The following is a 25,853-nucleotide window of genomic DNA, read 5'->3' as shown; positions in this document are numbered from 1 at the left end:
CTGCGCCGACTGGCGCACCGAGGCCGACCTCGAGGCCGACTTCCAGAACGACGCCGCGAACGTCTTCCCGACCGGCCTCTACCCCGAAGAATGGGCCGAAACCCTCAAAGACGACCTCAACCGCGCCGCCGAGCAGGCCGAGACCGACGCTGCCTGGGCCGCCGCCAAAGCCGCACGCGCCCAAGCACGAGCCCGATTCACCACCGAAGCAACCGAAGCGCGAACACCGGGACCCGAACCCGAACCGCACGCGGAACCCGAACGAACCACCGCACCCCGACCGCGCTCAGGACCCGAACAATCCTCCCCGGACACACCCGAACCCCGCCCCGAACCCGAGCAGGACTCTCCTCCCGAACCCGCCTTCACCGCAACCAGTCTCGGACCGCCACCCTTCTTACCCCGCCCGCCGCGGAAGGCACCCGCGGCGGGGGCCAGCACACACACGACACACCAACCCGAACCCCACCAACGGGGCTCGGGCCCTCGTCGTGCCCGGGACACGGCAGACCACCCCAGGCCACCTCCCACTCCTGCCCGTCGCCGCCCGGGTGAAGCCCGACATCACGCGGCCCGCCAGCCGACAGCGACACCGCACCACCACCCACCTCGCCATCGCCGCCCGACCTAACCCCTACGACTCCCGCAGTCGCCACGGCCCGCAACCCCCGCACTTCCGTGTCCCACAGCCCGGACCGCACGCACCCGACACCCGACACGCGGCACGCCGCATTCGCAGCAGTCCGGGGTCACTTGTGGACCGGCAGGTCGATGCGCTCACCGGCCCGCCGGCCGGAGGCACGCCCCGGACCGCCACTCCGCCTTTCGTTGCCGACCGCCAGATGTCGGACCCCATAGGGGGAACTCGACGACAACGGTGCCGAATCGCGATCCGTTCCTGTCGCCCAACTGGTTGACGCCGCCGCCGCTCCCTGGTTATATCGGGTCTACGCACCGGTAACGTGCGGCCCACTCGAGCGGAAGGTACTGGACGATGGACAGTGACGTCATCGTGGTCGGAGCCGGGTTGGCCGGATTGGTGGCCACTTCGGAGTTGGTGCGACTCGGGAAGTCGGTGACGCTGGTCGACCAGGAGGGCGAGCAGTCGATCGGCGGGCAGGCCCACTGGTCGTTCGGCGGGCTGTTCTTCGTGGACTCTCCCGAGCAGCGGCGCATGGGGATCAAGGACTCCCCCTCGCTGGCCTGGCGGGACTGGCTCGGCAGCGCCGGATTCGACCGGGACGAGGACGCCTGGCCTCGCAAATGGGCCAAGGCGTACGTGGAGTTCGCCTACGGAGAGAAGCGCGCCTGGCTGCATTCGCTGGGAGTCCGGTTCTTTCCGGTGGTCGGATGGGCCGAGCGCGGGGGCTACACCGCCGAGGGGCACGGGAACTCCGTGCCGCGGTTCCACATCACCTGGGGCACCGGTCCGGGCATCGTCGCGCCGTTCGAGCGGCTCGTCCGCGAGGGCGTCGCGGCCGGGAAGGTGCGCCTGGCCTTCCGGCACCGGGTCGACGAGCTGGTCGTGGAGGGCGGGACGGTCACCGGGGTCCGCGGTTCGGTGCTGGCCCCCGACGGCGTGGCGCGCGGTGTGGCCACGAACCGGGAGGAGACCGGCGAGTTCTCGTTCTCGGCCGAGGCGGTCATCGTGACCTCCGGCGGGATCGGCGGCAATTTCGACCTGGTCCGCGAGAACTGGCCGTCCCGGATGGGACCGGCCCCCGAGAACCTGATCTCAGGAGTCCCGGCGCACGTCGACGGGCGGATGCTCGGCATCGCCGAGGCGGCGGGAGCCGAGGTCATCAACCGCGACCGGATGTGGCACTACACCGAGGGCATCCGCAACTGGAACCCGATCTGGCCGCACCACGGCATCCGCATCCTTCCCGGGCCCTCCTCGCTGTGGCTCGACGCGACCGGGAAGCGGCTGCCCTCGCCCCTGTTCCCCGGGTTCGACACGCTCGGGACGCTCGAGCACATCATGACCACCGGGCACGAGCACACCTGGTTCGTGCTGACCCAGAAGATCCTGGAGAAGGAGTTCGCGCTCTCGGGCTCGGAGCAGAACCCGGACTTGACCGGCAAGGACATCAGGCTGCTCCTCAAGCGGGTGCTGCCGGGGGCGCCCGGTCCGGTCGAGGCGTTCAAGCAGCGCGGTGAGGACTTCACCGTGGCCGACTCGCTACCGGAGCTCGTCAAGGGCATGAATTCCATCACAGGAAATGAATTGTTGTCACCTGACACGGTCCGGCAGGCCGTCGAGGCGCGGGACGCCGAGATGGCCAACAAGTTCACCAAGGACCTCCAGGTGACGGCCATGAGAGGCGCCCGCAACTACCGCGGGGACCGGCTCATCCGCGTCGCCTCACCGCACCGGCTGCTCGACCCGAAGGCCGGGCCCCTGATCGGGGTGCGGCTGAACCTGCTGACCCGCAAGACGCTGGGCGGCTTGCACACTGACCTCGACGGACGCGTCCTGCGCGCGGACGGCGAACCGTTCCCGGGGCTCTACGCGGCCGGGGAGGCGGCCGGGTTCGGAGGCGGTGGCATGCACGGATACCGATCCCTGGAGGGGACCTTCCTGGGAGGATGCCTGTTCTCAGGGCGCTCGGCCGCCCGAGGTGTGGCGGGTGGACACTGACGCCTACGGTGGCCTCAGGGCGCGGACTCACGCCTGACAAACTGAAGCCTTGTCACTTAAGACTGGTGTCTATTCATGGGTGGTTGATCGATGAGCGACTACACCGGCGGCCAGCACCCCCAGCCCGGCAGGCCCCCGACGGGTCCCGGCGGGCCCCCGGTGCCGCAGGGGCGGATCTCCCTCCCCCCGAACGGGCCCACCGTCTCCGGCGGAGCGCCGGGAGGCGGCAACATGGGGCGCGCCTCGGTCGTGGGCGCGGTGCGCACCGGCACGCTCGACGAGGAGAAGCCGAAAAAGAAGAAGCGCATGTCCAAGCGCCGCCGCCGCGTCTACGCCGCGCTCATCCTCGTGGCGCTGATGCTCCTGGGCAGCGGCACCGTGGCCGGTGCGATGTTCTTCCAGAACGTTCCGCTCCCCGACGAGCTGGAGTTCGGCGAGTCCACCACCTTCACCCTCGCCGACGGCTCGCAGGTCGCCGGCTACGGCGAGTACACCCGCAAGCTGGTCGACGACTTCGACGAACTCCCCGACTCGGTCGTGTGGTCGCTGCTGGCCCTGGAGGACAAGAGCTACTTCGAACACGAGGGCGTCGACTACAAGGGCACCATCCGCGCGCTGTGGAACAACGTCACCGGCGGCGACACCCAGGGCGCCTCGACCATCAGCCAGCAGTACGCGGGCATGGTCGCCGACATCCGCGACGACATCTCATACGGCCGCAAGGCCCGCGAGGCGATCATGGCCATGAAGCTGGAGCAGGAGTACAGCAAGGAGGACATCCTCCTCCACTACCTGAACCTGAACTTCTACGGCCGCGGCTCCTACGGCATCGAGGCCGCCGCCGAAGTCTGGTTCAACACGCCTCTGGAGGAACTCACCTGGGGCCAGGCGATGATGCTGGTCATGCAGGTCAAGGCCGGTGACGGCTCCTTCGACCCGCGCCTGGTCGGGGAGGACGACACCGCCCCGCTCGACCGCTGGACACACGGCATGGAAGCCCTGCTGACCATCGACGACCTCTCCGCGGAGCAGAAGGCCGAAGTCGAGGAGCAGCTCGAGGCCGGGATGCCCGAGACCCTGGACCAGCTGGAGAACCCCGGCTCGTGGGGACACGACACGCCCACCGGGTTCATCACCAACCCCACCGACGGCTACGTGTGGGCGGAGTTGGAGAGCCGCTGGGACCTGACGCAGGACGACTTCTACGGCCACGACGCCGGCACCGGCGGCTACACGGTCCAGCTCACCATCGATCCCGAGCTTCAGGAGGACGCCGAGACCACCTCCAGCCGCGGCGATCTCAAGCGCGTCACCGACGAGGACGGCAACTTCCTCGACGAGGACGGCGAGATCGTCACGAATCGGGCCGCGGCCGAGGAGTACCGCAACGACGACGGCTTCTTCGAGTTCGAGAACACCAACGAAGAGGCGGCCCTGTACGACTACCACCCGTCCATGACGAGCGCGGTGGTGGCCGTCGAGCCGGGCACCGGCCGAATCCTCGGCTACTACGGCGGCGACAACGGCCTGGGCATCGACAAGGCCGGTCCCGAGAACCCGCACCCGCCGTCGTCGACGTTCAAGATGGTCACCGCCGCCACCGCGATCATGAACGGCGCCTCAATCGACTCGTGGTGGAATTCGGACTCCCCGCGCGAGTTCGAGGCCCGCGGAGAGGCCGGGCCTGTCAGTAACGCCGTCGGAGAGGAGCACACCGACCGGACCCTCACCGACGCGGTCCGCGACTCCCGCAATACGCCCATGTACGCCATCGCCGACAAGTACGGGGCCACCACGGTCCTCGAGACCTCCATCCTGATGGGGCTGCGCACGATGCAGCAGACCGGCGGCGACGGCGACAAGTTCAGGTTCTACATCGAGGACGACGGGACGATCACCTACTCCCGGCACAACGTCATCCAGCACGACGACGGCACCTACGAGGTCACCGAGAGCGGCGACATCGACCGGTGGGCGTCGCTCGACGGCTACAACGACGACGGCACTCCGGTGCGGACTCCTCTGGACCTGGACGACCCGCGCTTCCCGTTCGACAACGAGATCAGCTACGGGCAGTTCCCCACCAGCGTGATGGACATGGCCACCGTCTACGCCACCATCGCCGCCGACGGCCAGTACAACGAGACCCACTTCGTCGAGGCCGTCTACGACCGCGACGGCAACGAGGTGCCGCCGAAGCGCGAACTCGAATCCAACCAGGCGATCGACGCCGGAATCGCCCGCGACCTCCAGTGGGTCGGCTCGGAGATCGACGGCACCGGCGAACCGCTCGACCGCGAGTACACCGGAAAGACCGGCACCTGGGAGGCCGGTGAAGACTACCCAAAGGACGACTACGGGAACGATCCCAGCGCGCACACCTGGTACCTCGGTGCGATCCCGCAGTTGAGCATCGCCGCCTGGGTCGGCAACGCCACCGCCGAGTCCGCACCGCTGCTGAACCCTGACGGCAACTATGGGAACACCTTCGGCTCGACACTGAGCTACCCGGTGTGGCGGCAATACCTGGACCTCGCCGTCGAGGACAAGGGCTATGACAAGGAGCAGTGGGGCGAACCGCAGCGCATCGGCGACGACATCGTCGACGACATCGTCAACGCCGACGGCACCATCGACTCCGACAGTCCCTACTGCGCGCAGAACCCGCAGGACTCGCGGTGCGGCATAGAGGACGACCGCGGGCCCGGCGACGACGAGGAATGCGACTACTGGGGCGAGATCTTCGGTACCTGCGAGAACAACGGCGGCAATGGAAACGGCCGAGGCAACGACGATTAGGGCGCAGTCCCGGTAGGCGGTGCCATCGCCGCCTGCCGGGAGACTGGTGCCCGAACGGACGCACGGCATGATCCGCGCGGCGACGGAATCCGCACTCGGCGGATTCACTTCAGTCAAATGGTCCACATCAGGCCCATTGGACACTCGTATCAAGTCGCGCAACGTGACCGCGTCATGCCCGAACCATTGCGAGCGCTATCACGTTATGATAATGTTCCCATCGAACAGTAAAAAGGCTTGCCGGGCATTGCGACTGCCCGACAAGCCAGCGCTACAGCTTTCCGATACTCTCCCGAACGATTCAGATCGAACGAACTTCAGAAGGACGTAACCCACTCATCTTAGCCCACACCGAGCAGGACTACGAAAGTCATGGCACCCGGGGCCGTGACCTACCCTTGTTCGCCGCAGTCGCCGATCTGCGGCCCTCACCCAACATTCCTCGAGCACCCCTGAACGCGAATCAGCCGACGCATCCGCTGCACGATGCTGTGGAGTCGCCGTGCCCGGCAACAAGACCCGATCGCGTTCGCTTCTGGCGGTGTCCCTGCCGACCCGCAACTCCGAGCAGCACCCCATCCTGACGCGATATGGCCGCCGCATAGCCGTATCGCCCGAATAGCACCCCGACCACAGGCGGACCCCACACGGTTCGAGCCTTCACAGACAGGAGAAGACCATGTCAGATCCCCGCGTCGAAGAAGCCCAGATTTGGCTCAACTCCGTAGGGGAGGACATTCCCGGATACATCCCGTGCGACACGGATGGACAGACCGGCCAGGGGACCATTCGGTCGTTCATCATGGTCCTTCAGTACACCCTCTACAACAACGTCGGCTACCCGGGAACGGTCGACGGGAACTTCGGGCCGGGTACCTACGACCTGATGGTCGACTACGGAGACATCCAGGAGGGGCACTACAGCGCCTTCATGGGCAACTTCGTCAGGCACGCGCTCTGGTGCAAGGGTTACAGCGGCGGCTACGTCGAAGACGAGTTCTCCGCCGAAATGGGACAGTCCGTCGCGAACATGCGAGTGGACGCCGGGCTCTCCGACGACCCGATCCTCACCCCCAAATTGATGCGGGCACTGCTCAACACCGATCCGTACGTTCTCATCGACGGCGGCAACACCCAGATCCAGGAGGCCCAGCGCTACCTCAACGGCAAGTACATCCACCGGGAGAACTTCTTCATCGGCCCCTGCGAGGGCTACGGTTCGCGCGGCCTCCAGAAGAACATCGTGATGGGGATCCAGTTCGAGGCCGGCATGACCGACAGCCAGGCGGACGGCCTGTTCGGTCCTGGGACCTCGGCGGCCATGCAGAACGGCGACTTCGATCTCGTCGTCGACCCGAACAACTTCTCGAACGACCCTGACATCGTCTGCCTGTTCACCACCGCCTGCCTGATGAACGACGGCAACTTCGCCAATGGGCTCGACCCGCTCCAGTTCTCCGGTGTGTACACCTCGGATCTCGCCGACTTCGTCGCGGCGTTCCAGCGGTTCTCGGCCCTCCAACGCACCAACGGCACACCCGACTTCAACACCTGGGCGCAACTGCTCGTATCCAGCGGCAATCGGGACCGCACTCACAATGTCCACGCATGCGACCTGATCACCACCATCACCCCCAGCCGCGGCCAGGCCCTCTACAACGCGGACTACCGGGTGGTCGGGCGCTACCTTCACGAACACCCGGACACCGACCCGGAACACTGGCTCGACAAGGAGATCCAGCCGGGCGAACTCGACGACCTGTTCGGCGCCGGGCTCCGCTGCTTTCCGATCTGGCAGTACGCGGGGACGGGCATCGACTCCTTCACCTACGAGATCGGCAAGAGCCACGGCGAGCTCGCCCATCAGCACGCGACCCGCCACGGCTTCGACCTGGGAACCACGATCTACTTCGCCGTCGACTACGACGCCCTCGACGCAGAGATCGATTCGAACATCATCCCCTACTTCCGCGGAGTCGAGTTCTCTCTGCACAAACTGGGCAACAAGTACCACCCGGGAATCTATGCGGGCAGGAACGGGTGCATCCAGGTAGGCGACGCCGGACTCGCCCGGCTGTCCTTCGTCTCGGGCATGTCCTGGGGCTTCTCGGGCAACTTGGGATACCCGCTGCCTGACAACTGGACGTACAACCAGATCAAGGAGTGGATGTTCGACCCCGCCGACCACGGAGAGTCGGGCGACCCGTTCGGGCTCGACAACGACGTGCTCAGGCCCGGATTCGACAGGGGCGTAGATCACACGCAGTATCCGATGGATCAAGCCGAATTGGTCTCCCTGCTTAGTGATCTTTACGCCGCCATAGACGACAATGGATTCACACCTCCATATGAATCACGTATCAACAATGAGACACTCATTCGTGACTACCTTGCATCCCCTCAATACCCAGATAGTCCATGGAGGTTCTCGCACGGTGCCGCATCTGACTGGTTGGCGTATGCCAGGGCGGAATTCGGCGACCCCCCGCCAAAGAACATGCTCAGCTTCGCAGACGGCCTTACGATCAGCATCCCGAAGATGTTCGCGAGCGCACGGGTCGACTACGGCAGCGCATCCTCTACATACCGCGACAAGTACGGTTGGGCCGGCGACCTCTCCAGGCTGTACAGCCAGTGGCGCCTGGAGGGTTCCGGATATTCGAGCGGGTCCGAGTTCGTCGATCAGAATTGTTCGCGCCTTGATGTGGATTCCTGCTTCTCCCTGCCCGACTTCATCGCCGACGGCATCGGCTACCTCTTGTATACAGGGGCACATGACGTAGGGCTCCGCTACGACGAAGCTCTCGAAGCCATATTCTCCGAGGGTGTAGTCGAAATCCCGCAGCAGTTCTTCGCGCAACGGTGGGGGGCCTCCCAGGACACGCTCAGGAGTTCCTCCGAGGCATGGCTCTTCGAGAACGCCGACGACGATTGGATATGGCGGAAGGAATTCCTCCTGCGCTACGGCGACTCCGACGGCCAAGTCGACCCGCCGGTTGCGGGGGCGGCACTGAACAGCTTCCTCGACGGCTTCACGCAACGAGTCATCGACCTCACCAACGGCGACTTCTGACCGCGGATCGAACTCGATCCGATTCTCGCCCCCCGGACCACAAAGGAGAGCCACGTGCTCAGAGAGCCAGTTCTACCAATGAAACGCCGTATGCTGCTGGCCGGTGCGGCCATCGGCGCGAGCGGAATCGTCGTCGGCTCGCCCGCTTACGCGCAGAGCGAGGACGACCGGACCTACGAGTGGTCGGGATCGGTGAGCGCCAACGGCTGGCCGATCCTCGACTCGGCCACGCAGTTCGACATCGAAGGGAGCGGCGGACGGACCGTGTCCCTGGCCCCCGGAGTGCCCGCTACGATCCTCATTCACTTCGCCAGGCGATACCTGTACGAAGTGGCGGACGCCCTGGAACCGGGAGACGTCACCGGCCACCGCGAATCCCGGCGGATCACCGCCGACTACGAGTCCAACTACCTGTCGGGCACCGCGATCGAGGTCGGTCAGCTGGGCGTCGCCGAAGGGCTGTTCCCACCTCAGGAGGCGGTCGTCGAGCGGATCATCAAGGACCTCGGCGGCGTCATCACCTGGGGCCGCGACCTCGACCCGGTCAAGCAGTCCCACTTCGAACTCAACACGCCGCCCGACAGCAATGCGCTTGAGGGGGCGCTCGAGAAGCTCGGCGGCATCCCGGACCAGGACGAGTCGTTGCAGATGTCGATGACCGAACGCCCCGAGGTCATCGACTGACCGGAGTCGGCCGAGGCCGAACACGGCCTGGAGGCCGCGCCGCAACCGCGTCGCGGCCTCTCCCGGTCGACCGCGAATCCCCCGAACCCCGCCGCCGGCACTACCACGGGAGCACCCTCTCATGCGTTTCAAACGAATGTTGACGACACTGTCCATCGCGGCCCTCGTCGCGCCGCTGTTCTTCTCGGCGAGCGCCGCCGCCCAGAGCGAGGCCGATCCGCAGCCGCCGCCGTCCGATCTGGATTCGCCCGCCGAGACCGCCTCCCCCGTGCCGCTCTCGGGCGACTTCGTGCTCAGCGGAGACGGCGACGAGGAGGGCTTCCACCTCATCGCCGGCGACGCGTCCGATCCGGACCACTGGGTCGAGATCGCGGTGCTCCGCGAACCCGGGTTCGAGACCGACCGATGGATCGGGCAGTACTGCGTCACCGGCTCAGGCGGCCATGCCGCGGTGGTCTACGCGCCGCGCGAGTTCGCCAACTACGAGGCCGGAATGTACGGCGGCGCGTTCGCGGCCGTCGTCGACCTGTCGACCGGCGCGGTCGAGAAGCTCCCCGAGCGAACGTCCCTCGCCTACTACAACCCGGGCTGCGGCGTCGACGACCGGATCGTCATGTCGGCGCTCGACAGCGGCGGCGAGAACGGGGTCGCCACCACCCGGCTCCAGGTCATGGAACCCGGTGACGGCGGGAGCACCGCGATCGAACCGATCGAGGTCGCGGGCCAGCTGTCCTCGCCCGTGCCCTATGACGGCGGCATCGCCGCGGCCAAGGGCGGCGGCGTCGTCGACATCGACTCGGATGGAACGGCGACGCCGCTGTCCGTCCACGCTTCAGTCCCGTTCGACCTGCGTCCCGACCGGGACGGCGGTCTCGGCTTCCAGGTGCTCGACGGCGAAGAATCGACCATCATGCGGTACGCCGATGCGGAACTCGCGGAGATGACGCATGGCGACGCGGGCTCCCTCAGGCTCTCGAACGGAGTCGACGGGCAGGTCAGGGTCGTCGGCGTCGACGCGACGGCGGCGACCGGGGGGCCGCTCCCGGACAGTTGGTCGACGGTCGACGTGCCCGCGGCGGCGGAACTGTCCGTCGAAGGCGGACTGGCCGTCCTGGACGCGAGCCTGGCGAACACGCAGGGCTCGGCGTTCGGCACCACCGCGGTGGACGGGGCCGACGAGGAACGCATGCAGGTGACCGCGTACCAGCTCGACGATGGCGAGACCGTGGAGAGCAGCGCGCTGCGCGGATACGTCGCCGGCTCCGATACCGTTTCGCCCTCCCTGGCCGCGCCTGGGGACGAGCAGCAGGACTTCGGCACCGAGGACGTCCCCTGGGACCCGGACCGGGCCTGCGCCATGCCGCGGAACGACCCGGACATGATGGTGTACCAGCCGACGACCGAACAGGTCGAATGGGCGACCGACCTGGCGGTGCGCGGGCAGCTCACCGAGTCGCGCCCGGCGGACTGGAACAATCTGGGGCTGCCGTCGTACAGCCCGCAGGAGGAGTTCCCGCCCCGCGCGCTCTCCGGAGGCGGCAACGTCCCGGCGCAGATCATGCTCGGAATCCTCGCGCAGGAGTCGAACTTCTGGCACGCCTCGAAGCACGCGGCGGACGGGTACTCGGGCAACACCCACCAGGGCGGGTTCTACGGCAATCGGGGCGCCGACGGCGAGATCGACTGGGTCGTAAACTGGGACGACGTCGACTGCGGCTACGGGGTCGCCCAGGTGACCACCGGCATGCACAGCGACGACACCGTCTACAGCGAGTTCCAGCAGGAGCTGGTCATGCTGGACTACGCCTCGAACATCGCCGCCGGGCTCCAGATCCTCCAGGACAAGTGGAACCAGACCCGGAACGCCGGCCTGATCATGAACGAGGGCGACCCGCAGTACCTCCAGAACTGGTGGTTCGCCGTCTGGGCGTACAACACCGGCTTCTACCCTGAGTCCACCAAGGAGCAGCACCACGGCCAATGGGGACTCGGATGGCTCAACAATCCGGTGAACCCCATCTACATGCCCGGTCGCGACATGTTCCTGTTCACCGACAACGCCCCCGAAGACTGGGAGGGCCTGCCGGACGACTGGGACGCCGAATCGTGGGGATACGGCAACTCGAAGCACCCGAACCTGTGGTCGTACCCCGAGCGCGTGATCGGATGGGCCTACAGGCCCCTGGTCCGCTGGGACTTCGGCGAGGGCCAGTACAACGAGGCGTACGTCCCGGCGGACGGCATCACCGGCAACATGGCCACGCCCGGCTTCCACAGCTTCTGCGAGCCGGAGGTCAACAACTGCGACCCGGACGGCGACTGGAGTGACGGCGTCTGCGAGCAGGACCCGAACGATCCGGACGACGACTGCCTCCAGACCGAGCCGACCCCCTGCGGCTACGATCATCTCCACTGCTGGTGGACCGAACCGGTCGATTTGGACATGTGCCCGCAGTACTGCGGAACCGAGGTGCGCACCTACACCGGCGGCAGCTCCGAGCCAGCGAGGCCCACGTACGGCGACTTCGAACCGAACTGCGCTTCGCCGTCGATTCCCGACCCGGTCGGCTACATGCGCGTGATCGACAGCGTCCCCGAAGGGCAGTCGGGACCGAACAGCTGCTCCGGCTCGGTCTCGCAGTCGGGGGCGTTCGAGTTCGACTTCGGCACCAACCCGACCGACCCGGTGACCTACCCGTCGAAGATCGACCTCCACCAGATCGGCGGAGGCTACCGGGGCCACTTCTGGTTCGCCCACACTCGCCACGACGGCCAGCAGAACATGGAGGTCGAAGGCACTTGGACCCTCGACCAGGCCGACCGGATCGACGGCTGGGCCAAGGTCTATGTGCACGTGCCGTCGCGGCACGCGTTCACGCAGCAGGCTCCGTACGAGGTGCACGGCACCACGCACGGCGTACGCGACCGGTACGTGAACACGGTGCTCAGGGAGAACACGTGGGTCGAGCTGGGCGCCTATGAATTCGACCCCTCCGAGGAACAGAAGGTGACGCTCACCAACATCACCGACGACGGCGTCGGCCTCGACGGGATCACCTACGACGCGGTAGCCTTCGTGCCGTTGGCGGAGAAGCCGAAGCACATGGTGGTGGCGATGGGGGACTCCTACATCTCCGGCGAGGGTATCGGGAACTACTACACCGAGACCGACCGCGACTTCGGCCAGCGCACCTGGAACGCGTGCCGCCGCAGCCGGGACGCGTGGCCGCGCCAGATCGTGCCGCCGGGGTGGAACTACTCCTTCGGCGCGAACCAGGACGTCAACAACAAGGGCCTGGACTTCCAGTTCATCGGCTGTTCCGGGGCCACGGCGACCCAGTTCGACCGGATTCCCGACTACTGGTCACCGGGCGGAGGGTCTGATCCGGACAGCGGCCAGTTCCGGGAGTACCCGCAGTTGCGGGCAGGTGTACTCAGCCCGGACACCACGCTCGTGCTTCTGTCCATATCGGGGAATGACGCGGGCTGGAGCGGCTACGTGAGATCATGTGTAACGGACGTATTCAACAGTTGTGTGTCCCAGGAACTGCGCGACTCCATGACCGAGAGCATCGACGGCGCCATCGACCTGCTGCAGGCGCAACTGGACGAGATCACCGCGCTCGCACCGAACGCGACGGTCCTCGTCGTCGGGTATCCCAGCATCTTCTCACCGGGCCCCTTCGACCCCGGACACAGCGGCTGCACCTTCGTACCGGCCAAGGCCGGCATAGCAGCGGACGAGTCGGTCCTGTTCGCGGACATGGCCGACTACTTCGACGTCGCCGCCTCCAATGCGGCCGCGATATCCAATGTCCACTACGCCCCGACGATCGACTACTTCGCGGGGCACGAGATTTGCGACCCTGACAACAACACGCCCTACTTCAACACGGTCATCCTGGACAATACCGGCCCCGGCGACGAGGACGATCCGCTTAAACAGAGCCGAGAGTCCTTCCATCCCAATTTCGGAGGGGTTTCCGACGGATACACGCCGGCGGTCGAGGATGCGTTGGAGGATGTGTATGGATGATCCGGACCGACCCAAGTCGGTGATCCACAGCGCGGGATGCTTCGTGGGCGGGCTCTTGGTGGTCCTGATCGTCGCCGGCCTGATCTTCCTCCTGTTCATCTGGGATCTCGACTTCAGCGGGTGGGAATACTGAGCACGGTCGCGCGGTGACTCACCGACAAAGCGGCCCGCCGGAGACGTGTTCACGTCTCCGGCGGGCCGCTGGGGTGTTATTCGCTCCCGTACTTCTGTTCCGGGTACTGCCCCAGGTGGTTGCCTCGGGCCAGCGACGGTTCGGCGTCGTCCTCACCGAGGTCCTCCACCGCCTCCAGCGGCACCTCGGCCACCTCGGCGGCCGCGAGATGGAAGTGCGAGACCTTCTCGGGGTCCAGCTCGGCGCCCCACTCGAGCGCGCCCTCCAAGTCCCCGAGGATCTTCCTGACCGCGTCGACCTGCCACGGGAAGAACTCCTCCGGGGATCCGAGCCCGAACATGTCCGGGAACACCTCGAACCCGGTTCCGGAGAAGTAGTTCGACTCGTACGGCGCGGCGACCTTGCCGCGCTCGCGGAATCCACGCGCGTCCTCGGCACGTTTCAGCGGCATCACCTCAGTGTGGAACCGCCGGAGGAAGTACAGGATCGTCTCGGCCGGGAAGCCCGGAGCGCACCGGATCTTCACGGGGGTTCCCTCGACGGGGAACTCGGGGCACTCGGTCAGGACGTCCCAGCCGTTCTGGCTGGTCCGGCCGGTCCACTGCTCGGAATCGCCGGGTTCGGCGAACGCGGCCCCTGGCACGGCCGCGATCGAGGCGGCTGAGGCGCCCGCGACCAGCAGCGTGCGCCGGGTGGTTGTCGTTCTCATGTCGAGAGGCTCCTTCATCTGATGGATTGCGGCAGGTGCCATGCGACTCGTCCTCCCGCCGGCTCAGCCGGGCGTGGCCGCGGCGGCCACGTAGTCGGCGAAACCCTGCGCGAAAGAGAGGAGTTCGCCGTTCGGAAGATCTTCGGGGAACACGTCGATGCCCTCCGACCCCGCGTGGCGGACCATCCCTTCTTGAACGTTGTCATTGCGGTCCTCCAGTTCCGCGATCGCGAGCGACACCGCTTCGTCGGTGCTGCCGTTGAAGACGTACGTGTAGAAGCCGCTGGCCATGCCGGTCCGGTCCCGTCCCAGGAGCCAGTCGAACGCGTTGTGGCAGAGCGACTGTTCATACTCGTGCGGGGGCTCGTCCCAGCCCACATTCGTGCGAGCCCTCCGGTAGCACGCGAAGTAGGTGTCCGAGAGGAAGTCGGTGACGTTGAACCCGGTGTTGAGGCCGGTCTCCACCGGGTCCACTCCCATGAAGGTGTCGCAGAAGTCCCCGCCGTCTGGATGCGAGAAGCGGTGCCTCCGCCAGGAGCCGTACAGGCAACCGAGGTCGTATTCCCATTGCAGGATGCCGAAGAACTTCCGGACCGGGAGGTGGAGGCCCGTGTCGTCGTCGATGATCGCGGTCGGCTTGCTCGAAGCGAGCTCGCGCTGCGAGTACACGTGCCAGTCATCGTAGAATCCGCGGTCCTCCTCTATCTGGCTCCTGTCGACGAGGCCCCTCGTGCTGTTGGCCAGGAAGTGCTCGATCATGCGGTTCTTCATGCCGACGCTGATGCTCGCTTGCGGACCGGCGGGGTCGTAGTCGCGCGAGTCCACTTCGTCGTTGAGGAACTCGAGGTAGTCCTTGAAGTCCGTCATCGAGAGCGCCCGCGAGTTGACGGAGTCCACTCCTTCGTCGGCGCCGTCGCGGTGCACGTTGTGGTCGAGTCCGAACTCGACGCCGTCTCCGATGAAGTTGTACTCGCGGATCTGGTTGTACGACCAGTTCGCCGGGAGCGGGTATCCGAGGTTGCCCGAGTATCCCCACGACATCCCCGAGACGAAGGACCAGCGCGCCAGCCCGGCCTCGCTGACTCGCGAGCAGATGTTCCTGGAGCCGTAGATGCCCGGGATGTACTTGCCGCCCGATTCCTCCAGGCCCAGTTCGATGCCCTTGAAGTACGGAATGATGTTCGAGGTGACCTCGCTGTCCATGGCGTCGTAGTCGACCGCGAAGTAGATGCAGGTCTCGGCGTCGAACCCGTGGCGCTCGGCGTGGTAGTGCGCGAGCTTCCCGTGGCGCTCCCCGGCTTCGAGGTAGAAGTCGCTGACCGAGGTGTTGGCATACTGCCAGAGCGGGAAGCAGCGCAGACCGGCGGCGAAGAGGTCCTCCAGCTCTCCGGGCTGGATCTCCTTGTCGAGCCGGTACTGCGGCGGGATGTCCTCCTCTTCGTGCAGGTAGCGCCCGACCGATCGGTATCCGGCGTTCACCAGGGCCGCGCCGCGGCTCGGGGTGATGGTGGTGATGCAGTCGCTGCCGGTGGCGTCGCGCCACGAATTGCCGCACGAGACCAGCAGTTGCGCCCAGGTGTTGAAGTCGCCTTTGCCGTTCACCGACGAGTCTTCGTGGATGTCGTCGTCCGCTTCCATGCCGAAGCCGGAGAACTTCTGGAACTCCGTAATGAACTCTCTGGTGGCGCTGGTGAACTCGTTGCGGAAGCCGAGACCGTACGGCCCGCCCTGGTCGGTGTAGAAGCCCTCGTTGAACACGCCGGCCGCGTGGAAGAGCTGGACCAGGCGGCCCGTGTCGCCGAACTGGACGGTGTGGTCGCGCAGGCCGTTGCGGGTGTTCGGGCCCCAGATGCCGTTCGCTTCGAACTCGCTGATCCCGACCTCGATCTGGACGGCGATCATCAGCGACTGCTGGACGTTGCGGGAGTAATGGCCGTCGCAGGGGCAGATCTCGTAATTGACGGCGTCGTAGTAGTTCTTGTTCAGCCATCGCTGAATCCCCTGGATCTTCTCCTCTCGTTCGGTGGGATCACCGAGGATCTTGAACGGATCCGAGTTGAACAGGGCCTTGACGGCCTTGGGCACCAGTTTCTCGGGGTCCGGGACCACCGGAGCGATCCCGATGTCCTCATTGAGCTGCACGATGGCGTCGATCGTGGTCGGCGAGATGATGCCCGCGTATTCGCCGCCCCAGTAGCCCTTGCCGAAGAGGGCGTACCTGACGAGGTTGCAGATGTTGGAGTTGGTGATGTGTCCGCCGATGGTCCCCAGCTGCTGCTCCACCTGGAGGAGCGTGTTGGGGCCGAAATTGGCGACCACCGGGCTGATGCCCAGCTCGTGCTGGAAGCCCATGACCAAGGATTCGAAGAATCCCCAGCCGGCGATGCCGTCGGTGGCGCTTTCCTTGAAGCCGTCGACGCCGGAGTAGGTGTCGTTGACCCATTCCTGGCCTTCGAGAACCCAGGGGTCCATTGTGTTCCGCCTTTCCGGAGGGTTCGTTCAGAGCTTGCAGAGGGGACCGGCGTGCCAGCTCATGCTCGTGATCTGGTCGGTCCTGTTGGCGTTGTCCCAGACCGTGACGCGGGTGACGTTGCCCGAGACCGAATACGTGTTGTACTCGACCTTCTTCGAGGTGCCGGGAGCCTTCAGGAACAGCGGTCCGTTGCTGGTGAAGACCTCCCAGTAGATGCCGTCGCCGTCGTTGAGGGTGTCGTAGACCATGATCTGGTTGCGGCTGGGATGGCATTCGAACTTCGCGCCGAGGTCGCCCTCGCTGTACAGCTCGACCTTGTAGCCGCGCTTGCCGTTCTCCTTGTAGAAGTAGGTGCTGTCGGCGGTGTCGTACTCGTAGCAGTACGAACCCCTGTCGTCGTAGTCGAGTCCGCCGAACCTGAGGTCGCAGTCTTCGAGGTCGACGACCCCCTGCACGAGGTACGAGCCGGGGCCGAATTCGAACGCGCTCGCGTCCTCCACCGCCACCGTCTGCGCTGCTCCGACGGCGATCAGAATGCCCGCCAGGGCCGCCGTGATTCGCTTCCACATGGTCATTGCCTTGCTCCTTTTCTCGTTGGTGCTCTGCCGCCGGAGCCGGCGGGCGCAGAGCGGTTCAGTTCCGGAACTGGAGATCGGTCCGACGTGGACCGCGGACGCCACCGCAGGGCGATACGCGTCGAGCATGGTGGTCAGGTTGGGGTGCATGAAGACACGACGATGGCCGCCGGAGCGAGGATGGCGGTTGCCGGGACGGGGAGCAGTCTGTTTCGCATTGGTCACTCCGGGGGTGGGACTCACCGGTCGGAGCAATGGGACAGGACTGCGGGCGGACGGAGACGGCCTCCGAGACCCGAGTCGCTACCCCGCTGCGCTACCGGAATCGGCGTCAGCGCAAGCTGACTGGCCGCGAGTCGAACTCGACGATGGGAGTCGGTCTTAGGAGGACGCTTCCAGCAATTGAAGCTATCGGACGCACTACCGTGAGTCAACGTCCATGTTCGGAATCGAACATGGACGCACAGGTGAGCGCCCGACCTAAGCTTTTAGTGATGAATGGGCGATTCAGATCGAGTGAAATTTGTTAGCATTGTGGCATCTGACCATCCCCGGTCGGGCACAACTGCACCACCCCCAACAGGAGCCAGCATGGATCCTCGCCCCCCACGTTCGGTCCCGGCGTTCTCCGAGACCGATGTCGAAGTCCTCAACTGCTACATCGCCGCACCCAGCCACCAGGTCGCGGCCGAGTGGCTCGGCTACTCCTCGACGCATCTCCGGCGGCTGCTCAAGCTCCTGCGGGAGCGCTTCAACGTCGACACCAACATCCAGCTGATCGTCCTGGCGTCCCACTACGGCGCCATCGACGCCAGGAAGGTGCTCCCGCACGACACCTGTGTCTTGAACTGAGCCCGCTCAGGCGAAGGCGAAGCCCTCGCCGCGGTAGGTCAGGACCTCATCGACTTTGCGGCCGTCCGCGACCAGGTGGAGGGTGTTGACCCGTTCGCACAGCTCCCCGGCCTTGGCGTGCCGCATCCACACCCGCGAGCCGATCTCGAGGTCGCGCGCGGCCCGGCCGCGCAGCGGGGTCTGGACTTCGCCGGCCCCTTCGGTCTTGGTATAGGACAGTCCCTTGGGGTGGGCCGGGCGCGGCAGGCGGTCGCGTCCGGGAGCGCCGGAGGCGACCCAGCCGCCGCCCAGGGCCGTGACCACGCCTTTGCCGGGACGGCGTACGACCGGGAGGGCGAAGAACGCGGACGGCAGCGGCCGGATCGACCGGTAGCCGTCGAACAGGCCGGGCGAGTACAGGCCCGAGCCGGCGGCGATCTCGGTGACCGAGGGATCGGAGGCGGTGAAGCCGATCGAGCCGGTGCCGCCGCCGTTGACGAACTCGATGTCGGCCGCGGCGCGGACGGCCGCGACCGCCTCGGCGCGGCGAGCGGCCAGTTCCGCCTTGGAGATGCGCTGCATCAGCCGCACCAGCGGGTACTGGAGCGCCGCGGCACTGAAGGCGTCCTGGACCCCGGCGATCTGGCCCTCGTAGCCCATCAGGCCGACCAGCCGGACCCCGGGGCGCTTCTCGATCTCGTGGGCCATGTCCAGGGCCTGCTCGGGAGTGTGCACCGGGGAGCGGCGGGCGCCGATGTGGACGCGACCGCCGAGCAGTTCGAGCGACATGTCGATCTCCAGGCACAGCCGCAGCGGCCGGGAGACCGAGGGCTCGACGTGGCGCTGGAGGAATTCCAGGTGCTCGACCGAGTCGACCATGATCGTGACCCGCTGGGCGGCGCGGTCGTCCTCGGCGAGGCGGCGCAGCGCGTCGGTGTCGGCTGTCGGATACGCGACCACCACGTCGTCGAACTCCTCGGCGAGCCACAGCGCCTCGGGCAGGGTGAAGGCGAGGACGCCCTCGAAACCCGGCTGGCCGAGCACGCGCCGCATCAGCGCGCGGCAGCGGACGGACTTGCTGGCCAGGCGGATCGGCTTGCCGAGGGCTTCGCGGCGCAGGATCGACGCATTGGTGTCGAACGCACCGAGCTCGACTGCCGCGAACGGCGGCTGGAGGCCCTCGGTGGCCCGGTCGAGCTGGCCGAACAGCTCGTCCGCCACGCCGCTTCCGGTGAGGCTGATAGCCATGCCGCTTCCCTTCGGTTTGGGTGTGAGGTTAGATGAAAGCTACCTTTGAGTAGACCGATGTCACAACCGGAGGCCCCCATGACTACCTCTTCCTGGCGCAATTGGGCAGGCACCGAGACGGCCGAGCCGACGCGGACCCTCCGACCGGGGGACGTCGAAGAGGTCGCCGCGGCCGTGACCGCGGCGGCCGAGGACGGCCTGCGGGTGAAGGCGGTCGGCTCCAGCCATTCCTTCAGCGGCATCGCGGCCCCCGACGGGGTGCAGCTGGACATGGGCGCGCTCGACGAGGTGGTGCGGGTCGACTCGAAGTCCAACCAGGTGACAGTCGGGGCCGGCATGCCGCTGTGGCGGCTCAACCAGGTCCTCGACGCGCACGGGCTGGCCCTGGAGAACATGGGCGACATCGACCGGCAGACCGTCTCGGGTGCGATCTCGACCGGCACCCACGGCACCGGCGACCGGTACCGGGGCCTGTCATGGCAGGTCCAGGCGCTGCAACTGGTCCTGGCCGACGGTTCGACCGTGCACTGCTCGCCGACCGAGCGCAGCGAGCTGTTCAAAGCCGCCCGGCTCGGGCTGGGCGCGCTGGGGGTCATCACCGAGGTCACGATCCAGGCCACGCCGGCGTTCAAGCTCCAGGCGGTCGAGCGTCCGATGCGGTTGGACGCCGTCCTCGAAGGACTCGACGAGCTGGTGGCCGAGAACGACCACTTCGAGTTCTACTGGTTCCCGCACACCGACCGGACGCTCACCAAGCGGAACAACCGGTACTCGATGCAGGAGAAGCGGCGGCGCCCGACCAGGCTGAGCTACTGGTGGAACGAGGGGTTCACCGAGAACACCCTGTTCGAGGCCAGCAACCGGCTCGGGGCGCGCTTCCCGGGTGCGGTGCCCCGGCTCAACCGGGTCGCCGGGCGGGTGTGGAGCGCCCGCGACTACACCGACATCTCGCACAAGGTCTTCGCCTCCCCGCGGCGGGTGGTGTTCCGGGAGATGGAGTACGCGGTGCCGCGAGAGGCGCTGCCGGAGGTCCTGACCGAGCTGAAGACCACCGTGGACGAACGGGGCTTCAATGTCTCGTTCCCGGTCGAGATCCGCTTCGCCGCGGCCGACGAGATCTGGCTGTCGACCGCCTACGGCCGCCGCACGGCCTATGTGGCCGTGCATCAGTACCACCGGCATCCGCACGAGGAGTACTTCGAGGCCGCCGCCGAGATCTTCGACGCGGTCAAAGGGCGACCGCACTGGGGCAAGATGCACTGGCTGGACGCCAAGCAACTGGCCGACCGCTACGACCGGTTCGAGGACTTCCTGACGGTCCGGGACAAGACCGACCCCGACCGCCGCTTCGCCAACCCGTACCTGGAGCGCGTCCTCGGCCCCTGACGGACCACCGCCCCGCGCGGACGACTGCCAGACCGGCGGCGGGGCCCGGTCAGATGCCGACTGCGAGCACTGTGGAGAGGCGGGCACCGACGGCGGGGAGACCGAGTCGGCCCTGGCCGCGCAGGCCGGTCGGAGCGCCGCGGCCCGACCGATGAACCACTAACTCGTCACGCGGCTTCCAGACCCCCCTATCGCGCGCTTTGAGGGGAATCTGCAGGCTGTTGTCGGCACCCAGCTTGGATTTCAAGTCCTCGAGGCGCCTGCGGACCGTGCGGTCTCTGATCCCGAGCCGCCGCCCGATCGCCTTCTGCGTGAGCCCGTCGTACAGAAAGTCGATGATCGTCGAATCCTCGTCGTTGAGTGTGCCTTCTGGTGGCTGAGGAGTGCCGGTATCCATCAATACTCCGTGCCTGTGGTCAACAGATAAGGGGTGCAAGGCTGAATATGCTAAGTGGGGTGATTGGCGACAAACCAACGCCATCGTACAACGAGTAGTGACGTCTATTTGTCTCTCGGTGACGGAATGTCCACAAGCGGACAACTCGTTGACCGAGGCAGCCGAGCATCGATAGCGTCGATTCCGTCGCTGCGAGCGGCCGCGGTGCTGAACTCACCGCGGCCGCAGAGTCACGCGGCACAGAGTTCGAGCCCCCTAGAACCACATGAACGGAGTACAACGTTACATGGAGCGACCAACAAGACATGAGAGCATCCTGCTCTTCGACGCCGACTGCGCGCCGTGCTCCCGAGTCGCGAAGCAGCTCAGGGCACTGAACGTCTCCGGCCTCGAAACCAAATCACTCAACGACCCGGAGCTCGGCGAGACGCTCACGCGCGCCGGGCAGGAGATCCCCGACAAGCCGACCCTGCTCGAAATCGACGGCGGATCGGTCAAGCTCTACCAGGGCCTGCCGATGCGGCTGAAGTTGGCGAAACGCATCGGATTCCGAAAAGCCGGTGCGATCGTCGGCCTCCTCGCAGGAGAGGCCCGCGCCCGCACCGAGCGTGCGGGCGAGCACGGGAGAAAACTGACCAGGAGGCGCCTGATGGGCGGCGCCGCGGCGGCAGGGGTCGGCGCAGTCGTCCTCGGGACCGCGGCTCCTGCCAATGCGACGCCCTCCGAACCCGGCGCGGTTCGGACACTCTCGGTCGACGAGGCCAGGCGTCTGCGCGAGACCGACATCGTCGAGCAGTCACTCCGAGTCTGGGGTGACTCGGACCGCGAAGACATCAAGGTGATCGCCGGAGCCGAGGGCCGGTCGATCGCGATGATCGTCCACCGGGATCCGACTACAGCCACTTTCGTCGACCTCGCCGATCTCGAGCACGGCGTCACCATGCAAATCGATGCCGAAAGCCGGTCGCTCCGATACTTCCTCCCCGGCGGGACCGCGCTCGGAGAGGTCAGCAAGGTCGGGGATCGGGTGGAGGTCACCGAGATCGACAACGCCTACGTTCCGACGGCGGCTGAAATCGAACCGCAGTTCTCGGTGACGTGCTTCATCACCTGCATGGCCGGCGAAGCCGACGTGGACTGCGCTCTGTCCTGCTTCGACTGCGTCTTCGGCGGCCCTCTCGACAAGGCGATCGGCTGTCCGATCTGCGCGATCTGCGCAGGAAGCGCGGGACTCTCCTGCGCCAGGCAGTGCAACTGACCCCGAGTCAGAACGGCAGTGGGAGAGTAGAGCCATGAGTGACCAGCGCACCGGCCGTGACGCAGTCTCTGCTCTCCTGCTGCAGGAGTCCATACTCGATGCCCGCATCTGGTCACCGCTGAAGGAGGCCCTTCAGGGCGGCGTGACGGTGCTCGAGGCGTCCCCACCGGTCTCTCCGATGATTCTCTCCGACCCCCACTGGGCTGTGCACCTGGCCGACTGGATCACCGCAGAGTCGGGGATCCGTTCAGTCAATGCGGTTGTCAGCCACGGGCATGCGGCGTTCGGCGCGTTGTTGCTCGCTGAGAGGCGCATGGTGAGCGACTCGGTGATCATCATCGACCCGGCCATCCCCTCGATCATGCCGACCCTGCGGGAACCGACTCGGTCCAGGCTGTACACGACACTCCAGAGCGAGGAAGCTCAGGGCAAACTGGCTGCGATGTTCGAATCGATCCCCCCTGAAGAACTGCAAGCCCTTCGGCAGGCGGGCCGACTCTCCGAAGCGAGCACGAAGCGATTCGTGGAAGCGATCGTCACGGCAGCAGAATTCGATGACCGAGCACTTTATTCCCTGGTGAAAGGGATCGCCACCGAGCGGCTTTCCAGGGCCTTCTCCGACGGAATACAGCTTCGACCGCCTTCGTCGGGGACCGATTTCCCGAGCATCGCATCCAGTCTCTCGTCGAGACTGCATGTGGCGTTGACCGCCCGCTCGGCCGTGGGGCGACTGGATCTCCGGTCGGAGTTGCAGGAGATGTACCCCGAAGCGGAGTTCCACGACCTGCCCGGTCCCGACGGGGTGCAGGGATGGTGGAGATTCCCCGGCGCGTACGCCGAGATGATCCAATCAGCACTGCCGACGCCATCGAATTGATCGGTCTGCGCAGGGCCGAATACGGTGTTCCCCGAACCGGACGGGGACCTTCGCCCAGCCGCAGCCGACCGCGGCCGCACTTCGGCTTTCGTCCACGTTCATACGAGCACTCTGAACCGTGCGCTGAATTCGAGGCTCGGCCGGCGACTGCCGGGCTCTGAGGAGGAGCGCGGGCGGCGGGGCCGGGCCGCCCAATGAATCGGAGGCGCGCCCCGTCTCTCAGGGTCGTTGTCGGTGGGGTGGGTTAGATTGTTGCCGTGCCTGGAGTGGTGTTCCGCGAACTCGCTGAAATGACCGATGCCGAGGTCTACTCGGCCTATGAGCCGCCCGAGGCCGATTGGTTGCGGGTGAATTTCGTGTCCAGTGCCGATGGGTCGGCGACCTTGGACGGGCTCTCGGGTCCGTTGTCCGGGTCCGAGGACAAGCGGGTCTTCAAGGTGCTCCGCGCCCGCTGCGACGTGCTGGTGGCCGGGTCGGGGACGGTGCTGGCCGAGGGCTACCGGGAGCTCGTCCTGAGCCCCGAACGGGTGAAATGGCGGCTCGACCACGGGCTGCCGGAGGTGCCGGTCATGGCCGTGGTGTCGCGGTCGGCGCGGCTCGATCCGACCGATCCGATCTTCACGCGGGCGCCGCAGCGGCCGATCGTCGTGTGCGCCGCCGACGCCCCGGCCGACCGGCAGGAGGCGCTCGGCGGCGTCGCCGACCTCATCGCCATCGGAGACGGGCAGGTAGACTTCGCCGCCGCCGTGGCCGCCCTCCGCGAGCGAGGGCTGCGGCAGATCCTGTGCGAGGGCGGGCCGCGGGTGTTCGGGGACCTGATCGCCGCCGACCTGGTCGACGAGCTGGATCTGACGGTCTCGCCGCTGCTGGTCGGGGCCGGTCCGGGGCGCATCGCCGCGGGCCACGGTTCGCCGGGGGCCCGGCCGCTCGAACTGCGACACGTCCTCGAAGCCGGGGGCAATCTGATCCTGCGGTATCTGCGAGGATCGAGCGATGAGTGAATCGGTCGGCCGTGTGCTCGGCACTGAGGACGCGACTCCCCTGTCGTTCTGGGTCGGCGTCGGTCCCGAGGCGTACGCCCAGCTCGACGACGTGCTCACCACCGAGCGGGACGTGCCGGGTGTCGGCTCGGTCCGCATCTCGGGCGTGGTGACGGCCGTGCGCAGCCGCCACGAGGGCGCCCAGTTCGACTCCGACGTGTTCGACATCGCCGGGGGCCTGCTGCCGGCGCAGGTGCAGGAGGCCGCCGAGGTCACCGTGACCCGGGTCGAACCGGAGGTGTTCGTCCCGCCGATGCCCGGGGCCGAAGTGCAGCGCGCCGCCGGCGAGGAGCGTGACCGGGCCCTGTACTTCGACGGCATGGAACGCCAGGTGCCGCTGGGCTTCAGCCGCGACGGCCAGCCGGTGTTCCTCAACGCCGACTTCCTCGACGGCACCCGCGGCGCGCACGTGTCGATCTCGGGCATCTCGGGCGTGGCGACCAAGACCTCGTTCGCGACCTGGCTGCTGTACTCGCTGCTCCACTCGGGCGCGATCGGCGCCGAGGCGGCCAACACCAAGGCGCTGATCTTCAACGTCAAGGGCGAGGACCTGCTGCTGCTCGACCACGACAACACCCGGATCGACGACGAGATCCGCGAATCGTACCGGCGCATGGGCATGGCCCCCGGCGCGTTCAAGTCCGTGGAGGTCCTGGCCCCGCCCCGGGAGGGCGACAACAACGGCGTCCCGGACGTGGCGTGCCGCTCGACCGGCGTCGACGCCTTCTACTGGACCCTCGCCGAGTTCTGCCGGGACGGCCTGCTGCCGTTCGTGTTCGCCGACGCCGACGACGACCGGCAGCAGTACACGATGGTCGTCCACCAGGTCGCCGCGCGCCTGCGCAAGGAGGCCCGCCCGAAGGACAACGGGGCGGTCGCCGTCGACGGGCAGCTGCTGACCACCTACCGGGACCTGGTCGACCTGATCTGCGAACGGCTCTCGGACGACGCGACCCGCGTCGAATGGGCCGGTTCGGCGATCGGCCTGGGCACGGTGAACGCGTTCATCCGGCGGCTGATCGCCTCGGGCCGCGACATCGGGCGCCTGGTCCGCGGCGACCTGCCGCCCCGGGGGCTCGCGGTCGCCTCCGACTCGCAGGTGACCGTCGTCGACCTGCACAACCTGCCCGACCGGGCCCAGCGCTTCGTCGTCGGCGTCGTCCTGCGCACCGAGTTCGACCGCAAGGAGAAGGCCGGCACGGCCCGCCCGCTCCAGTTCGTCGTGCTCGACGAGCTCAACAAGTACGCGCCCCGCGAGGGCACCAGCCCGATCAAGGACATCCTGCTCGAGATCGCCGAGCGCGGCCGGTCCCTGGGCGTGATCCTCATCGGGGCCCAGCAGACCGCCTCCGAAGTGGAGCGGCGCATCGCCTCGAACTCGGCGGTGCGCGTGGTCGGGCGCCTGGACGCGGCCGAGTCCACCCGACCCGAGTACGGTTTCCTCACCCAGGCCCAGCGGCAGCGGGTGCTGATGGCCAAGCCCGGCACCATGTTCGTCGGCCAGCCCGAACTGCCGGTGCCGCTGGTGGTGAACTTCCCGTTCCCGGCCTGGGCGACCCGCCCGGCCGAGGCCGGGTCCGCTCCGGCCGCGGGCGCCCGCTCGGTCACGGCCAAGGTCGACCCGTTCGAGCTGGCCGGCGACGATGACGACATCCCGTTCTAGACCTATCCAGGGCGACCAGGTTCGCCCCGA

Annotated in this window: 17 protein-coding genes and 1 pseudogene; 12 read left to right on the top strand and 6 right to left on the bottom strand. The window is 66.9% G+C overall.

Features of this window, described 5'->3' with window-relative positions; genetic code table 11:
* Window positions 1-184: pseudogene (locus JFB92_RS25505) on the bottom strand (hypothetical protein); the annotation flags it as partial.
* Window positions 185-994: 810 nt separating this feature from the next.
* Here JFB92_RS25505 and JFB92_RS11710 point away from each other — a divergent pair.
* The 6 genes from JFB92_RS11710 (at window position 995) to JFB92_RS11685 (ending at window position 13,366) form a co-directional block, all read left to right on the top strand.
* Complete coding sequence (locus JFB92_RS11710) at window positions 995-2,641, top strand: FAD-binding dehydrogenase (RefSeq protein WP_199038355.1); 1,647 nt, start codon at window positions 995-997, stop codon at window positions 2,639-2,641.
* Between the two features lie 90 nt (window positions 2,642-2,731).
* Entirely contained in the window at window positions 2,732-5,440 is a 2,709-nt protein-coding gene (locus tag JFB92_RS11705; protein WP_199038351.1) for a transglycosylase domain-containing protein, read from the top strand.
* A 679-nt stretch (window positions 5,441-6,119) separates the two neighbouring features.
* Window positions 6,120-8,513 carry a glycoside hydrolase domain-containing protein gene (locus JFB92_RS11700; protein ID WP_199038348.1) on the top strand — a complete coding sequence of 798 codons (2,394 nt, stop codon included), beginning with the start codon at window positions 6,120-6,122 and terminating at the stop codon, window positions 8,511-8,513.
* A 78-nt stretch (window positions 8,514-8,591) separates the two neighbouring features.
* Window positions 8,592-9,197: a hypothetical protein gene (locus JFB92_RS11695; RefSeq protein ID WP_199038345.1), complete on the top strand. Its 606-nt coding sequence runs from the start codon at window positions 8,592-8,594 to the stop codon at window positions 9,195-9,197.
* 136 nt (window positions 9,198-9,333) lie between these two features.
* Window positions 9,334-13,233, top strand: coding sequence for a golvesin C-terminal-like domain-containing protein (locus tag JFB92_RS11690; protein WP_199038342.1), 3,900 nt, complete (start codon window positions 9,334-9,336; stop codon window positions 13,231-13,233).
* Window positions 13,226-13,366, top strand: coding sequence for a hypothetical protein (locus JFB92_RS11685; RefSeq protein ID WP_199038339.1), 141 nt, complete (start codon window positions 13,226-13,228; stop codon window positions 13,364-13,366). The genes JFB92_RS11690 and JFB92_RS11685 overlap by 8 nt, the downstream gene beginning before the upstream one ends.
* Window positions 13,367-13,442: 76 nt before the next feature.
* Here the strand turns inward: JFB92_RS11685 and JFB92_RS11680 are convergent, their stop codons facing one another.
* The 3 genes from JFB92_RS11680 to JFB92_RS11670 form a co-directional block, all read right to left on the bottom strand.
* Complete coding sequence (locus tag JFB92_RS11680) at window positions 13,443-14,075, bottom strand: hypothetical protein (protein WP_199038336.1); 633 nt, start codon at window positions 14,073-14,075, stop codon at window positions 13,443-13,445.
* 63 nt (window positions 14,076-14,138) lie between these two features.
* A complete protein-coding gene (locus tag JFB92_RS11675; protein WP_199038334.1) occupies window positions 14,139-16,547 on the bottom strand; it encodes a glycoside hydrolase domain-containing protein in 2,409 nt (802 codons plus the stop codon).
* A gap of 27 nt (window positions 16,548-16,574) precedes the next feature.
* Window positions 16,575-17,123 carry a hypothetical protein gene (locus JFB92_RS11670; RefSeq protein ID WP_199038331.1) on the bottom strand — a complete coding sequence of 183 codons (549 nt, stop codon included), beginning with the start codon at window positions 17,121-17,123 and terminating at the stop codon, window positions 16,575-16,577.
* 591 nt (window positions 17,124-17,714) lie between these two features.
* Between JFB92_RS11670 and JFB92_RS11665 the strand changes: the two genes are divergently transcribed.
* Complete coding sequence (locus JFB92_RS11665; RefSeq protein WP_199038328.1) at window positions 17,715-17,975, top strand: hypothetical protein; 261 nt, start codon at window positions 17,715-17,717, stop codon at window positions 17,973-17,975.
* 6 nt (window positions 17,976-17,981) lie between these two features.
* Here the strand turns inward: JFB92_RS11665 and JFB92_RS11660 are convergent, their stop codons facing one another.
* Window positions 17,982-19,202 (bottom strand): amino acid deaminase/aldolase, encoded by a 1,221-nt coding sequence (locus JFB92_RS11660; protein WP_199038325.1) that lies wholly within the window; start codon window positions 19,200-19,202, stop codon window positions 17,982-17,984.
* Window positions 19,203-19,280: 78 nt separating this feature from the next.
* On the opposite strand from JFB92_RS11660, the gene JFB92_RS11655 reads away from it, so the two are divergent.
* On the top strand, window positions 19,281-20,588 hold the full coding sequence (locus JFB92_RS11655; protein WP_199038323.1) for a D-arabinono-1,4-lactone oxidase: 1,308 nt from the start codon (window positions 19,281-19,283) through the stop codon (window positions 20,586-20,588).
* Window positions 20,589-20,637: 49 nt separating this feature from the next.
* Here the strand turns inward: JFB92_RS11655 and JFB92_RS11650 are convergent, their stop codons facing one another.
* Window positions 20,638-20,985 (bottom strand): LuxR C-terminal-related transcriptional regulator, encoded by a 348-nt coding sequence (locus JFB92_RS11650; RefSeq protein WP_199038321.1) that lies wholly within the window; start codon window positions 20,983-20,985, stop codon window positions 20,638-20,640.
* Between the two features lie 286 nt (window positions 20,986-21,271).
* On the opposite strand from JFB92_RS11650, the gene JFB92_RS11645 reads away from it, so the two are divergent.
* From JFB92_RS11645 to JFB92_RS11630, 4 genes are all read left to right on the top strand, one after another.
* Entirely contained in the window at window positions 21,272-22,243 is a 972-nt protein-coding gene (locus JFB92_RS11645) for a thiol-disulfide oxidoreductase DCC family protein (RefSeq protein WP_199038319.1), read from the top strand.
* Between the two features lie 34 nt (window positions 22,244-22,277).
* Window positions 22,278-23,120, top strand: a complete 843-nt coding sequence (locus tag JFB92_RS11640) for a hypothetical protein (RefSeq protein WP_199038317.1) — start codon at window positions 22,278-22,280, stop codon at window positions 23,118-23,120.
* Window positions 23,121-23,377: 257 nt separating this feature from the next.
* Window positions 23,378-24,121, top strand: coding sequence for a pyrimidine reductase family protein (locus JFB92_RS11635; RefSeq protein ID WP_307789123.1), 744 nt, complete (start codon window positions 23,378-23,380; stop codon window positions 24,119-24,121).
* Window positions 24,114-25,823, top strand: a complete 1,710-nt coding sequence (locus JFB92_RS11630) for an ATP-binding protein (RefSeq protein ID WP_199038315.1) — start codon at window positions 24,114-24,116, stop codon at window positions 25,821-25,823. The genes JFB92_RS11635 and JFB92_RS11630 overlap by 8 nt, the downstream gene beginning before the upstream one ends.
* Window positions 25,824-25,853 lie beyond the last annotated feature (30 nt).

It is taken from the genome of Glycomyces salinus (assembly GCF_016428645.1).
Taxonomy (GTDB): domain Bacteria; phylum Actinomycetota; class Actinomycetes; order Mycobacteriales; family Micromonosporaceae; genus Glycomyces; species Glycomyces salinus.
This window is presented reverse-complemented; position numbering and strand designations above follow the sequence as displayed.